This is a genomic window from Burkholderia sp. BCC0097, assembly GCF_902832985.1.
GTDB classification, from domain to species: Bacteria; Pseudomonadota; Gammaproteobacteria; order Burkholderiales; family Burkholderiaceae; genus Burkholderia; species Burkholderia orbicola.
Map to the genome: position 1 here is coordinate 113,615 of NZ_CADFDM010000001.1, position 13,269 is coordinate 126,883.

15 protein-coding genes are annotated in these 13,269 nt (G+C 69.0%); 12 read left to right on the forward strand and 3 right to left on the reverse strand.

Features of this window, described 5'->3' with window-relative positions:
- The first annotated feature begins 15 nt into the window (after window positions 1–15).
- Genes gspL through HWX07_RS00490 form a run of 3 tightly spaced genes read left to right on the forward strand, consistent with a single transcriptional unit; the run spans window position 16 to window position 2,717 of the window.
- Complete coding sequence (gspL, locus tag HWX07_RS00480; protein ID WP_175874738.1) at window positions 16–1,389, forward strand: type II secretion system protein GspL; 1,374 nt, start codon at window positions 16–18, stop codon at window positions 1,387–1,389.
- On the forward strand, window positions 1,386–1,892 hold the full coding sequence (locus HWX07_RS00485) for a type II secretion system protein M (RefSeq protein WP_054928223.1): 507 nt from the start codon (window positions 1,386–1,388) through the stop codon (window positions 1,890–1,892). The genes gspL and HWX07_RS00485 overlap by 4 nt, the downstream gene beginning before the upstream one ends.
- 36 nt (window positions 1,893–1,928) lie before the next feature.
- Window positions 1,929–2,717, forward strand: coding sequence for a type II secretion system protein N (locus tag HWX07_RS00490; RefSeq protein ID WP_012327580.1), 789 nt, complete (start codon window positions 1,929–1,931; stop codon window positions 2,715–2,717).
- Window positions 2,718–2,748: 31 nt separating this feature from the next.
- On the opposite strand, the gene HWX07_RS00495 is transcribed toward HWX07_RS00490, so the two are convergent.
- Both HWX07_RS00495 and HWX07_RS00500 read right to left on the reverse strand, forming a co-directional pair.
- The gene (locus tag HWX07_RS00495) at window positions 2,749–4,320 is read right to left on the reverse strand and encodes an efflux transporter outer membrane subunit (RefSeq protein WP_175874739.1); all 1,572 of its coding nucleotides are present in this window, start codon (window positions 4,318–4,320) and stop codon (window positions 2,749–2,751) included.
- Window positions 4,321–4,604: 284 nt separating this feature from the next.
- Window positions 4,605–4,892, reverse strand: coding sequence for a multidrug ABC transporter ATPase (locus HWX07_RS00500; protein ID WP_011544459.1), 288 nt, complete (start codon window positions 4,890–4,892; stop codon window positions 4,605–4,607).
- A 174-nt stretch (window positions 4,893–5,066) separates the two neighbouring features.
- Here HWX07_RS00500 and HWX07_RS00505 point away from each other — a divergent pair, with 174 nt between their 5' ends.
- The gene (locus HWX07_RS00505; protein ID WP_175874740.1) at window positions 5,067–5,555 is read left to right on the forward strand and encodes a MarR family transcriptional regulator; all 489 of its coding nucleotides are present in this window, start codon (window positions 5,067–5,069) and stop codon (window positions 5,553–5,555) included.
- 177 nt (window positions 5,556–5,732) lie between these two features.
- On the forward strand, window positions 5,733–7,295 hold the full coding sequence (locus tag HWX07_RS00510) for a DHA2 family efflux MFS transporter permease subunit (protein ID WP_011544461.1): 1,563 nt from the start codon (window positions 5,733–5,735) through the stop codon (window positions 7,293–7,295).
- A gap of 73 nt (window positions 7,296–7,368) precedes the next feature.
- Here the strand turns inward: HWX07_RS00510 and HWX07_RS00515 are convergent, their stop codons facing one another.
- Window positions 7,369–8,295, reverse strand: coding sequence for a LysR family transcriptional regulator (locus HWX07_RS00515; protein ID WP_175874741.1), 927 nt, complete (start codon window positions 8,293–8,295; stop codon window positions 7,369–7,371).
- Between the two features lie 141 nt (window positions 8,296–8,436).
- Between HWX07_RS00515 and HWX07_RS00520 the strand changes: the two genes are divergently transcribed.
- The 7 genes from HWX07_RS00520 (at window position 8,437) to fliP (ending at window position 13,258) form a co-directional block, all read left to right on the forward strand.
- Window positions 8,437–8,910, forward strand: coding sequence for a CidA/LrgA family protein (locus HWX07_RS00520; RefSeq protein ID WP_012327575.1), 474 nt, complete (start codon window positions 8,437–8,439; stop codon window positions 8,908–8,910).
- 13 nt (window positions 8,911–8,923) lie between these two features.
- Entirely contained in the window at window positions 8,924–9,646 is a 723-nt protein-coding gene (locus HWX07_RS00525; protein ID WP_011544465.1) for an LrgB family protein, read from the forward strand.
- A 233-nt stretch (window positions 9,647–9,879) separates the two neighbouring features.
- Entirely contained in the window at window positions 9,880–10,380 is a 501-nt protein-coding gene (gene fliL, locus HWX07_RS00530; RefSeq protein WP_023477391.1) for a flagellar basal body-associated protein FliL, read from the forward strand.
- Between the two features lie 22 nt (window positions 10,381–10,402).
- Complete coding sequence (fliM, locus tag HWX07_RS00535; protein ID WP_006477232.1) at window positions 10,403–11,401, forward strand: flagellar motor switch protein FliM; 999 nt, start codon at window positions 10,403–10,405, stop codon at window positions 11,399–11,401.
- On the forward strand, window positions 11,394–11,882 hold the full coding sequence (gene fliN, locus HWX07_RS00540) for a flagellar motor switch protein FliN (RefSeq protein WP_011544466.1): 489 nt from the start codon (window positions 11,394–11,396) through the stop codon (window positions 11,880–11,882). The genes fliM and fliN overlap by 8 nt, the downstream gene beginning before the upstream one ends.
- Entirely contained in the window at window positions 11,879–12,460 is a 582-nt protein-coding gene (gene fliO / locus HWX07_RS00545; protein ID WP_175874742.1) for a flagellar biosynthetic protein FliO, read from the forward strand. Before fliN ends, fliO begins: the two co-directional genes overlap by 4 nt.
- A 36-nt stretch (window positions 12,461–12,496) precedes the next feature.
- A complete protein-coding gene (fliP, locus tag HWX07_RS00550) occupies window positions 12,497–13,258 on the forward strand; it encodes a flagellar type III secretion system pore protein FliP (protein WP_175874743.1) in 762 nt (253 codons plus the stop codon).
- The last annotated feature ends 11 nt before the right edge of the window (window positions 13,259–13,269 follow it).

Consider the following 13,269-nt stretch of genomic DNA (forward strand, 5'->3'; position numbering starts at 1 on the left):
GGGAGAGGAGCTCTTGTGAGCACGTTGATTGTTTCTTTGCCGCCGCGCGAGCCTGCCGTGCCGTTGCAGGAATGGCAGTGGCCCGAGCTGCCGTTCACGCTCGTCGACAAGGCCGGCCAGGTGCAGCGCGCGGGCCGCGCCGCGCTCGCGCTGCTGCCGCGCGCGAACGCGACGGTGCTGATCGTCGCCGCGCGCGACGTGCTGCTGCTGGCCGCGACCGTGCCGCCGCTGAAGGGGCCGAAGCTGCGCCAGGCGCTGCCCAACATCGTCGAGGATCAGCTGATCCAGGATCCGCTCGGCTGCCACATCGCGCTCGATCCGGCCGCGCTGCCCGACGGGCGCCGCGTACTGGCCGTCGTCGACCGCGCATGGTTCCGCACGATCTGCGACGCGTTCACCGCGGCCGGCCACCGGCACCTGAGCGCGGTGCCCGCGACCCGCTGCCTGCCGGCGCCGCGTGCATCGGCCGAAGCGGCCTCCGCCGTGCCGGCCGACGGCCAGGCTACCGACGCGGCCGCGCTCGTCGCCGGCGTCACCGAGCCGCCTGCCCGCCCGCCGACGGTCGCCGCGGTGCTCGGACTCGCGACGGCGGTCGAACCGGTGCTCGTCGAAGCCGGCGCGCTGCCGGCCGCGGCCGGGGCGCCGCGCCTCGAGCTGGCGGTCGCGCGCGGCGCGCTCGGCGAAGGCTTCGCGGCGCCCGCGTCGCGCGCGGCCGGCACGCTGGCCGCGCTCGCGGGCGGCGGCGACGTCGAACTGTACGAACTCGGCGAACCGGGCGCGGAGCCGCGGCTCGCGTCGGTCGGCCGCACCGACGCGCCGCTGCTGCCGGGCGCCGCGCCGCTGTCGTTCGACACGTTCGCGCGCCGGGCGCTGACCGAGCCATTCGATCTATGCCAGTTCGAATTCGAATCGCAGCCGTGGCGCTTCGACCGCGCGACGGTAAAGCGCCTGCGCGTGCCGATCGCGCTGGCCGCGGCGACGCTCGGCGTCGCGGTGATCGGGATGAACCTGCACTGGTGGAAGCTGTCGCGCGAGCGCGATGCGCTGTCCGCGCAGATCACCGAGACGCTGCTGTCTGCCTTCCCGAAGACGACCACCGTGCTTGATCCGCCCGCGCAGATGCAGCGCCAGCTCGACCAGCTTCGGCTCGCGGCCGGCGAGCTGTCGCCGAACGATTTCCTCGCGCTGTCGAGCGGCTTGTCGCGCTCGATGGGCGCGCTGCCGCTGAACGGCATCGCGTCGCTCGACTATCACGACCGGCGGCTCGACGTCGGCTTCAAGCCGGAAGTCAAGGTCGATCCCGATTTCACGCAGCGCCTCGCGCGTAACGGACTGTCCGGCGAAGTCGACAGCAACACGGGCAAATGGACGATCCGGAGCCGCTCATGAAAACCGAACAACTGAACCAGACGCTGGCCCAGTTCTGGGGCGAGCGCACGCCGCGCGAGAAGACGCTGCTCGGTTGGGGCGGCGCCGTGCTGGCGGTCGCGATCGCGTATTCGGTGCTGTGGTCGCCCGCGCAGGAAGGCCGCGCGCGGATTCAGCGCGAGCTGCCGGCGATGCGTCACGAACTCGCGCAGATGACCGCGCAGGCGAACGAAGCGAAGTCGCTGGCCGCCGCCGCGCAGGGTGTCGCGCCGACCGGCCTCGCGCTGAAGGATGCGCTGACCGCGTCGCTGTCCGATCACGGGCTGCAGGGCGCGCAGGTGCAGATCGTCGGCAACGGCGTGCAGATCCAGATGAAGAACGTGTCGTTCCCGGCATGGACCCAGTGGCTCGACGATGCGCGCCGGCAGTTCAAGGTGCAGGTCGGCGAAGCGCATGCGACGGCGCTGAAGGAAGACGGCCAGGTGGACCTGACGGCCGTGATGCAACCTTCCGTCCAGAAATAGATGACGGCAGTGGATGACGCAAACGAAGGCCGGCCGATGCGGCCGTGGGTGAGACGGCTCGTCACCGTGTTGCCGTGGGTGCTGGCAGGCGGCCTGGCGACGGCGGTGACGCTCGTCGCGCTCGCGCCGGCCGCGTGGATCGCGCCGCAGTTCGCGCGTGCGACCGGCGGCCACGTGAATCTCGCCGATCCGGACGGGTCGCTGTGGCACGGCTCCGGCACGTTGATGCTCGCGCCGGGCGCCGACCAGAGCGCGGCGACGCTGCTGCCGGGCCGGGTCGAATGGACCACGCGCTTCTGGCCGTTGCTGACCGGGCGTGTGCAGATGCGCATGCGGCAGACCGAAGCGATGCCCGATGCGGTCACGCTCGATGCGACGTGGCGCGGCGCGGTGCTGTCGGCGGGCACGATGGCCGTGCCTGCGTCGCTGCTCACCGGGCTCGGCACGCCGTTCAACACGCTCGACCTGCAGGGCGACGTGCGGCTCGGCTGGAGCGACTGGCGGCTCATCGGCAACAACGCGTTCGGCCAGCTGACGGTGACGATCGATTCGATGAGTTCGCGCGTGTCGCGCGTGAAGCCGCTCGGTTCGTACCGTGCGGTATTGCAGGCGAAGGGCGCGGGCGCCGATCTCGACCTGTCGACGACGCAGGGCCCGCTGTTCCTCGACGGGCACGGCAGCTTCGGCCCGGGCCAGGGATCGTTCCGCGGGACCGCGCATGCGGCGCCGGAGCAGCAGGCGAACCTCGCCGGGCTGCTGAACCTGCTCGGCCACCCGATCGGCAACAACCAGGTGTCGCTGATCTTCGGCGACGCGCAGCGCTGATTCTGAACGCGCGCGTCGCCGGCTTCCCTTCCTACTTCTGCGCGAGCGGCGAGGCGACCGACGGTGCGGTAGCCGCGGGCGCGGCCGCACCGGACGCCGGCAAAGGCGCCGGCGCCGCCATGTCGCCGTTCTCGCGCGCCATCTCCGATACGTTCCAGCCGCCGCCGAGCGCCTTCACGAGGCCGACCGACGACACCATCCGCTGCCCGGCGATCGTCGCGAGCTTCTGCTGCGCGGTGAACGCGGTGGTCTGCGCGGTCAGCACGTTCAGATATGCGACCGTGCCGGCCTTGTACTGATTCGTGACGATCGCGAGCGAGTGCTCGGCGCTGTCGACGGCCTGCCGCTGCACGTCGATTTCCTGCGCGAGAATGCGCTGCGACGCGAGATTGTCCTCGACGTCCTGGAACGCGGTGAGCACCGCGAGGCGATAGGCGGCGACGTCCTGGTCGTAGGTGGCGCGCGCGGCATCGGTCTGCGCGGCGCGCAGACCTGCGTCGAACAGCGTGGCCGCGAGTTGCGGGCCGACCGTCCAGAAGCGCGCCGGGAGCGTAAACAGCTGCGACCACACCGAGCTCTGGAAGCCGCCGGAGGCCGACAGCGTGAGCGTCGGGAAGAACGCGGCGATCGCGACGCCGATCTGCTCGTTCGCGGCCGCCGCGCGGCGCTCGGCCGCCGCGACGTCGGGCCGGCGCTCGAGGATCGCGGACGGCACGTCGACCGGCGTGACCGGCGGCTCGGCCGCGAGCGGATTCGGCGGCAGCGAGAAGGTCGACGCGGGCTCGCCGATCAGCGTCGCGATCGCATGCTCGTACTGCGCGCGAGCGACGCCGTTGTCGATCTGCGCGGCCTGCGCGCTCTGCAGCTGCGTTTGCGCCTGGATCACGTCGGCGCGCGCGGCGACGCCCTGCGCGTACTGGTTCTGCGTGAGCTGCAGCGAGCGTTCATACGACTTCACGGTGTCGTCGAGCAGCTTTTGCAGCGCATCGGACGTACGCAACTGGAAATAGGTCTGCGCGAGCAGCGCCTGCTGCGACAGCCGCGCGTTCGCGAGGTCGGCCGCGGCGGCCGCTTCGCCGGCGCGCTGCGCGCTGACGGTGCGGCTCACCTTGCCCCACAGGTCGGGTTCCCAACTGGCGTCGAGGCCGACGCTGTAGCTGTTGTTGATCGACCCGGTCGACCCGCTGCCGAAACTCGACGACGAACCCGACGACAGCGACGTGCGCGGCGTCCGTGCGCGCGAGCCCGAGGCGGTCAGCCCGACGGTCGGGAAATACGCGGCGCGTGCCTCGGTGACGAGCGCGCGCGCCTGCCGGTAGGCGGCCGCCGATTGCGCGATGGTCTGGTTCGACGCGTTGAGCTTGCCGATCAGCGCATCGAGCTGCGGATCGTTGTAGACCGTCCACCACGCGCCGCGGTCGGCGCGATCGGCGGGCTGCGCGACTTTCCAGCCGGCCGGCGCTTCCTTGAACGCGGCGGGGATCGACGTGTCGGGGCGGTGATAGTCGGGCCCGACGGCGCAGCCGGCGAGCAGCACGGCCGTCGCAATGGCGACGGCGGCGCTCAGCGGGCGAACGGCGCGCGGGAGGGAGGCGTACGGCATGGTGGTTTTCCTGTCTGGGCGTGACGGCCGGCGAGCGGCGCCGCGCGATGCGGGCGTCATGCCGCTGGCGGACAAATGGTAACTGACGGCGGGAAAGCTGCGCAGCCCTAAGGGTACGGTGCGCGGCAGCCGGAATGTGTTACCGGCGCGGCCGGCCGGTTTACCGGCCATTACGGCCAGCTTGCGGGAAAGCGGGCGTACGAATGGACGTACAGCACCGGCCGCGCGTGACGCGGCCGGCGATCAGGCGGGATCGTGCGGAGAGCGGCGGGAGTGCTGCGGCGTCAGTGGCAGCGCACGGGCACCGGGACGGGTTCGGCGGCGGCAGCCCGCCATGTCGACGGCTCCGTCGCGGCCGGCTGGCTCGTGCGGCGGGCGGCATTTTTCGCGTTGCGCTGCCGGCGATGATCGAACCAGGCGAACCCGAGTGCCGCGAGCGAGCCGCCAGGCACGACCAGCATCGTCACGTACAGCGCGATCTTCCAGCCGCGGTGCGGCCCGGAGAACACATGATGAGCGGTATCGGTCAGGTTGCGGCGCAGCGCGCCGGCGGCATTTTTCAGGAACAGCATCGCGAACATCCTCGGGTGCCCGGCAGCGCGGGCCAATCGGTCAGAACATAGTCTCCGGCAGTGCAACATGCACGTCGTAACTGGTTGACTTAAATAATATTGACTAAGCAATCATTTTTCAAGATACTGGGCGCGTTTTAATCCGAAACGCACTATTGCTGCGCGCGCAATCGTATGACCGGCGGCCTTTACGATCCCGAGAACATCGCGCTGGAAACGAGCCTCGGCTATTACCTGTCGAAGGCGAAGCAGGCGCTCGTCGAGCGGATGGATCGCGCGCTCGAGCCGTTCGACCTCACCGCGCAGCAGATCGGCGTGATCCTGCTGCTGTCGCGCGGCTACGCGCGCACGCCGTTCGAACTCTCGCGCAAGATGTCGTACGACAGCGGCTCGATGACGCGCATGCTCGACCGGCTCGAACGCAAGGGGCTGATCGCACGGGCGCGCAGCGAGCAGGACCGCCGGATGATCGAGCTGACGCTGACCGAGCGCGGCATCGAAGCCGCCCGCGCGCTGCCGTCGCTGGTCGCGACCGTGCTCAACGCGCAGCTCGAAGGCTTCTCGGCCGACGAACTCGCGACGCTCACCGGCCTGCTGCAACGCTTCATCGCCAACGGGCCCGGTTCGACCGGCTGCCCGAAGTCCGACGAACCCGACTGCTGAGGCGCACGGGGCTCCCATGTCTAGGTTAAACACTCGCTTATTTCTCTGTCTGGGCAGAAGATGACAAGGCACCCGCTCCGCTTTTTCCCTTTTTCATTCCACCCGGCCGGGCCGCACTGCGTCGCGCGCCCGTGCGTTGTGCCGGCGCGTCGCGCGCGCCGCGTCTAGGAGATTCCGATGTCCGCCACCACGGCATCCGCCCCCTCCCCCGCTGCCGAACCGGCGCCGCTGACCGGCGGCGCGCTCGCGCTGCTGACCGTCGGGCTCGCGCTCGGCACCTTCATGGAAGTGCTCGACACGTCGATCGCGAACGTCGCGGTGCCGACCATCTCGGGTAGCCTCGGCGTCGCGACGAGCGAAGGCACGTGGGTGATTTCGTCGTACTCGGTCGCGTCCGCGATCGCGGTGCCACTCACCGGCTGGCTCGCGCGCCGGGTCGGCGAGGTGCGCCTCTTCACGCTGTCGGTGCTCGCGTTCACGATCGCGTCGGCGCTGTGCGGCTTCGCGACCAACTTCGAGACGCTGATCGCGTTCCGGCTGCTGCAGGGCCTCGTGTCCGGGCCGATGGTGCCGCTGTCGCAGACGATCCTGATGCGCAGCTACCCACCCGCGAAACGCGGGCTCGCGCTCGGGCTATGGGCGATGACGGTGATCGTCGCGCCGATCTTCGGCCCGTTGCTGGGCGGCTGGATCAGCGACAACTACACGTGGCCGTGGATCTTCTACATCAACTTGCCGATCGGCGTGTTCTCGGCGACCTGCGCGTATTTCCTGCTGCGCGGCCGCGAGACGAAGACGTCGAAGCAGCGGATCGACGCGATCGGCCTCGCGCTGCTCGTGATCGGCGTGTCGTGCCTGCAGATGATGCTCGACCTCGGCAAGGACCGCGACTGGTTCAACTCGACCTTCATCGTCGCGCTCGCGCTGATCGCGGTCGTGTCGCTCGCGTTCATGCTCGTATGGGAGGCGACCGAGAAGGAGCCGGTGGTCGACCTGTCGCTCTTCAAGGACCGCAACTTCGCGCTCGGCGCGCTGATCATCTCGTTCGGCTTCATGGCGTTCTTCGGCTCGGTGGTGATCTTCCCGCTATGGCTGCAGACGGTGATGGGCTACACGGCCGGCAAGGCCGGCCTCGCGACCGCGCCGGTCGGGCTGCTCGCGCTGGTGCTGTCGCCGCTGATCGGCCGCAACATGCACCGGCTCGACCTGCGGATGGTCGCGAGTTTCGCGTTCATCGTGTTCGCGGGCGTGTCGCTGTGGAACGCGACGTTTACGCTCGACGTGCCGTTCAACCACGTGATCCTGCCGCGGCTCGTGCAGGGCATCGGCGTCGCGTGCTTCTTCGTGCCGATGACGACGATCACGCTGTCGAGCATCTCCGACGAGCGGCTCGCGAGCGCGTCGGGGCTGTCGAACTTCCTGCGCACGCTGTCCGGCGCGATCGGCACCGCGGCCAGCTCGACGTTCTGGGAGAACGACGCGATCTACCATCATGCGCGGCTGTCGGAATCGGTGAGCATCTACGCGCAGAACACGACCGACTACCAGGGTGCGCTCGCGCAACTCGGCATCGTCGGCCAGACGGCCAATGCGCAACTCAACCAGCTCGTCACGCAGCAGGGCTTCATGATGGCGACCAACGACTTCTTCCATCTATCGGCGGGCGTGTTCGTCGCACTCGCGGCGCTCGTGTGGATCACGAAGCCGAAGAAGGGCGCGGGGCCCGCGATGGGGCATTGAGGGCACGACGGGCGGCCATCACGGCCGCCCTTTTCGTTTCGCCGTTCGCCTCATCGCCCGGCGGCCCCCGCCCTCACTGCCTCGCCCGCAATCCCCCGAACGCCAGATCGTCGCTCGGCGCGAGCGGCAGCGTCGCCCGCGCGACGTCGAGCCATGCGCGCGCCGCATGCGACAGGTAGCCCTTCTTCAGCCAGCCGAGCGCGATCGCCCACGTGATTTCCGGCTCGACGATCGGCCGGCACGTGAACTGGCCCGCATCGAGCCGCCGGCAATACGGCTCGGGCAGCAGCGCGATGCCGACGCCCGCATGCACGAGCGCGGCCATGAAATCCCAGTGGCCGCTGCGGCTCACGATCGACGGCGTGAAGCCGGCCTGCCGGCACGCATCGAGCACCGCGTCGTGCAGCGCGAGGCTTTCCGCGTAGAACACGAATGATTCACGCGCGAGATCCGCCAGCGGCACGGCCGTCTGGTCCTCCCAGCGCGACTCGCGCGGTGCGACGAGCCACAGCGGCGCGCGCACCATCGGCAGCCGCTCGAACGTGCCCGGATCGACCGGCTCGAGCAGCCCGCCGAGCTCCAGCTCGCCCGACATCAGCGCGGCCTCGATCATCCGTGCGCCCTGCTCGAACAGCTTCAGCTCGATGTTCGGGTAGCGCTGCTTGTATGCGGCGATGATCGGCGTGAACAGCGAACCGCCGAGCGGCGGGATGCCGATCGTCAGCTCGCCGCGCCCGAGCGTGCCGAGATCGTTCAGCTCCGACTGCAGTTGCGCCTGCGCGGCGAGCACGTCCTGGCCGCGCTGGAACACGATCCGCCCGGCGTCGGTCAGCACCATCTGCCGGCCGTCGCGCAGCAGCAGCGGCGAACCGATCTCGTCCTCCAACGCCTTCACCATCTTGCTGATGGTCGGCTGCGTGACGAACAGCCTGTCGGCCGCCGCGGTGAAGCTCTGCTGGCGAACCACCTCGACGAAGTACCGCAACGCGCGCAATTCCATCGATCACTCCCCAGATTGGTGCGGCTGAATGCAAGCGAATTCCGAATTGGAATGACAAGGATAGAGACAAGTCATTTTATTTATGGTTAGGGGAAACCCTATACTTGCTCCATTGACAGAAACATCTGTATGGAGCCCGACATGAACAAGCCGACCGCCACTGCCGCCGCCCGCCCCGCCGCTTCGGGCAGCCTCGCGCACACGGGCCGGATCGTGCTGCAGGCCACCGCGCTCGGCGTGCTGTGGATGGCGGTCGACTGGGCCGTGCGCACGGTCGGGCTGCCGATTCCGTCCGGCGTGATCGGCCTCGCGGTGCTCCTCGTGCTTTTGTTCTCGGGCCGCGTCGCCCCGGCATGGGTGAAGGACGGCGCGAACTGGCTCTTGTCCGACATGCTGCTGTTCTTCGTGCCGGCCGCCGTCGCGGCCGTGCAGTACGGCGGGCTGTTCCGCGAGGACGGCTGGCGCATCGCGCTGGTGATGCTCGCCGGCACCGCGTTCGTGATGGTTGCGGTGGCCGTCGCGGTCGATCTCGCCGCGAAGCTCGAACGCCGGCTCGCCGCGCAGCGCGTGTTCGCCGAGCGCCGCCGCGCGCGCCTGAGCGCCGTCGCTCACTGAGCGGGAGCCTGCCATGCTCGCCGCGCTATCGAACCTGCCCGCCGACCGGGTGAATACCGCGATCTCCGTCGGCTGCTTCGTGCTGACGATCGTGCTGTATTTCGCGTCGAAGCGGCTCTACGCGTACAAGAAGACGCTGCTGTTCTCGCCGCTGGTGTTCGTGCCGGGCGTGCTGGTGCTGCTCGTGCTGCTGACCGGCATCCCGTATTCGGTCTATTTCCGCGATACGCGCTGGCTGATGTGGCTGCTCGGCCCGGCGACGATCGCGTTCGCGGTGCCGATCTACGACTATCGTGACCTGATCCGCCGCCACTGGCTGTCGTTGTCGGTCGGCGTCGCGGTCGGGATCGCCGCGGGCGTGTGCGGGTCGCTGCTGCTCGCGAAGCTGCTGCACCTGTCGCCCGAGCTGCAGCGCTCGCTGATGACGCGCTCGGTGTCGACGCCGTTCGCGCTCGCCGTGTCGGACAAGATCCACGCGCCGAAGGATCTCACCGCCCTGTTCGTGATCGCGACCGGCATCTGCGGGATGCTGCTCGGCGAACTGGTGCTGGCGCTCGTGCCGATGCGCACGCGGCTCGCGCGCGGCGCGCTGTTCGGCGCGGCCGCCCATGGCGTGGGCACCGCGAAGGCGCGAGAGATCGGCAACGAGGAAGGCGTCGTATCGAGCCTGACGATGATGATCGCGGGCGTCGCGATGGTGCTGATCGCGCCGTTGCTCACGCTGCTGCCGATCTGACGGAAGTGCGGGCGGGCGCCGCTGGCCGCCCTGCCGCGCTTTCCGCCTGATGGCCCGGTTCCCGCCGGCCGCCCCCCGCCTGAGCTTTCCCCCTCTGCGTTCCTGCGCGGCATCGAGCCGGCACCCGGCCGGCCATCGGCTGAGATAGCCGCAATTCCCCCCTCTTTTCCGCCCATCGGCCTCGGCCCGGATGCCGAACAATGCATGCTACGAGACATCACGCACGCATTCACATGGCCACGACTGCAACCCCGACCGCCGACAAGCCGGCTTCGTCCGGCAAGTTCAAGCGCATCGCGCTCATCGCCGTCATCGCGCTGGGCGCGGCTGCCGCCGCCGCCGGCGGCATGTACGTGTTCCTGAACAAGGCGGGCGTCGGCCATCCGAGCGCGCCCGCCGAGCCGGCGCCGCTTGCCGCGCCGGTGTTCTTCCCGCTCGACCCGCTGACCGTGAACCTGCAGTCCGACGATGGCGCGCAGCACTACCTGCGCGTCGGCCTGTCGCTGAAGCTCACCGATCCGAAGGCGCAGGAGCAACTGACCGCGCGGATGCCGGAAATCCGCAGCCGGATCCTGCTCGCGCTGTCGAACAAGCATCCCGAGGAGCTCGCGACGCCGGAGGGCAAGCGTTCGCTCGCGACGGAGCTGCGGGAGCTGATCGAACAGCCGACGCAGCCGGGCAACCAGCGCGCGAAGGTCGACGACGTCCTGTTCACCGAGTTCGTCGTCCAGTAACGCGGCCGAGAAAGGAGCGCGTATGGGTCACCAGGAGTTCATGTCCCAGGAGGAGGTCGATGCCCTCCTCAAGGGCGTCACGGGCGAAACCGATGCAGTCGACGAGCAGCGCGACACATCGGGCGTCCGCCCCTACAACATCGCGACGCAGGAGCGGATCGTCCGCGGCCGGATGCCCGGCCTCGAGATCATCAACGACCGCTTCGCGCGCCTGTTGCGGATCGGCATCTTCAACTTCATGCGGCGCACGGCGGAAATTTCCGTCAGCCAGGTGAAGGTGCAGAAGTACAGCGAATTCACCCGCAACCTGCCGATCCCGACCAACCTGAACCTGGTGCACGTGAAGCCGCTGCGCGGCACGTCGCTGTTCGTGTTCGACCCGAACCTCGTGTTCTTCGTCGTCGACAACCTGTTCGGCGGCGACGGGCGCTTTCACACGCGCGTCGAGGGCCGCGACTTCACGGCCACCGAGCAGCGGATCATCGGCAAGCTGCTGAACCTCGTGTTCGAGCACTACACGACCGCATGGAAGAGCGTGCGGCCGCTGCAATTCGAATTCGTGCGCTCGGAGATGCACACGCAGTTCGCGAACGTCGCGACGCCGAACGAGATCGTGATCGTCACGCAGTTCTCGATCGAGTTCGGGCCGACCGGCGGCACGCTGCACATCTGCATGCCGTACTCGATGATCGAGCCGATCCGCGACGTGCTCAGCTCGCCGATCCAGGGCGAGGCGCTCGAAGTCGACCGCCGCTGGGTGCGCGTGCTGTCGCAGCAGGTGCAGGCCGCGGAAGTCGAGCTGACCGCGAATCTCGCCGAGATCTCGTCGACGTTCGAGAAGATCCTGAACCTGCGCGCGGGCGACGTGCTGCCGCTGGAGATCGAGGACACGATCACCGCGAAGGTCGACGGCGTGCCGGTGATGGAGTGCGGCTACGGAATTTTCAATGGTCAATATGCGTTGCGCGTGCAGAAGATGATCGGCGCGAGCGATTCGATGAAGGAAGGTGGATATGAGTGAGCTGAACCAGACGCCCGACGACGACATCCAGGCGATGGCCGATGCGGCCCTCGCGGCGTCGGCCGCCGACGCGAAGGCGCCGGCCGCGGCCGAGGAAGATCCGGGCATGGACGACTGGGCGGCCGCGCTCGCCGAGCAGAACGAGCAGCCGGTGCAGGCGGGCGCGACAGGCGCCGGCGTGTTCCAGCCGCTGTCGAAGGCCGCGGCCAGCTCGACGCACAACGACATCGAGATGATCCTCGACATCCCGGTCAAGATGACCGTGGAGCTCGGCCGCACGAAGATCGCGATCCGCAACCTGCTGCAACTCGCGCAAGGGTCGGTCGTCGAGCTCGACGGCATGGCCGGCGAGCCGATGGACGTGCTCGTGAACGGCTGCCTGATCGCGCAGGGTGAAGTCGTGGTCGTCAACGACAAGTTCGGTATTCGCCTCACCGACATCATCACGCCGGCCGAACGCATCCGGAAACTGAACCGATGAACGTCGTGATGCCCGGCCGGCGCGCGTGCCGCGCGATTGCGGCGGCGGCGCTGGCCGTCGCCGCGTCGCTCGCGTGCGCGCCGGCCGGCGCCGCCGACATGAACGCGGTGAACCACCCCGGTTCGATCGCGTCGAGCGTGATGGTCGGTTCGGCCGCACCGTCGCTCGGCATCGGCGCGGTGCTGCAGACGCTCGTCGGGCTCGCGGTCGTGATCGGCCTCGTGTTCGCGTGCGCGTGGCTCGCCCGCCGCTTCGGGTTTCAGCCCGCGCGGCGCGGCGGCCCGCTGAAGGTCGTGTCGAGCGTCGGGCTCGGCGCGAAGGAAAGCGCGACGATCGTCGAGATCGGCCACACCTGGCTCGTGCTCGGCGTCGCGCCGGGCAACGTGCGATTGCTGCATACGCTGCCGGCCGGTTCGGCGGCGGCCACCGCGACGGCGACCGCGGGCTCGGCCTCGGCCGACGCGTCCGTCGCCGGCACTTCGTCCGACGCGGGCCTGCCCGGCACGTTCGGCTCGCGGTTTCGCGACGCGCTCGCGGGTGAAGCCGCGAAACGCCTCGGTCGCGGCAAGGACCGCTGACATGGCGCCGCGCCCTCTTCCAGTATCCGCATTCCGATGAAACACGCATTCCTGCGTCACGCGGCGCGCGTCGCGCCCGTGCTGATCCTCGCTCTCGCCCCCGCGCTCGCGTATGCGCAGGCGAACGGCCTGCCCGCGTTCAACGCGAGCCCGGGCCCGCACGGCGGCACCACCTATTCGCTGAGCGTGCAGACGATGCTGCTGCTCACGATGCTGTCGTTCCTGCCGGCGATGCTGCTGATGATGACGAGCTTCACGCGCATCATCATCGTGCTGTCGCTGCTGCGCCAGGCGCTCGGCACCGCGACGACGCCGCCGAACCAGGTGCTCGTCGGCCTCGCGATGTTCCTCACCTTCTTCGTGATGTCGCCGGTGCTCGACCGCGCGTACAACGACGGCTACAAGCCGTTCTCCGACGGCTCGATGCCGATGGAGCAGGCCGTGCAGCGCGGCGTCGCGCCGTTCAAGACCTTCATGCTGAAGCAGACCCGCGAGACCGATCTCGCGCTGTTCGCGAAGATCTCGAAGGCCGCGCCGATGCAGGGCCCCGAGGACGTGCCGCTGTCGCTGCTGGTGCCCGCGTTCGTCACGAGCGAGCTGAAGACCGGTTTCCAGATCGGCTTCACGGTCTTCATCCCGTTCCTGATCATCGACATGGTCGTCGCGAGCGTGCTGATGTCGATGGGGATGATGATGGTGTCGCCGTCCACCGTGTCGCTGCCGTTCAAGCTGATGCTGTTCGTGCTGGTCGACGGCTGGCAGCTGCTGATCGGCTCGCTCGCGCAGAGCTTCAGTTAAGCGGAGGAACA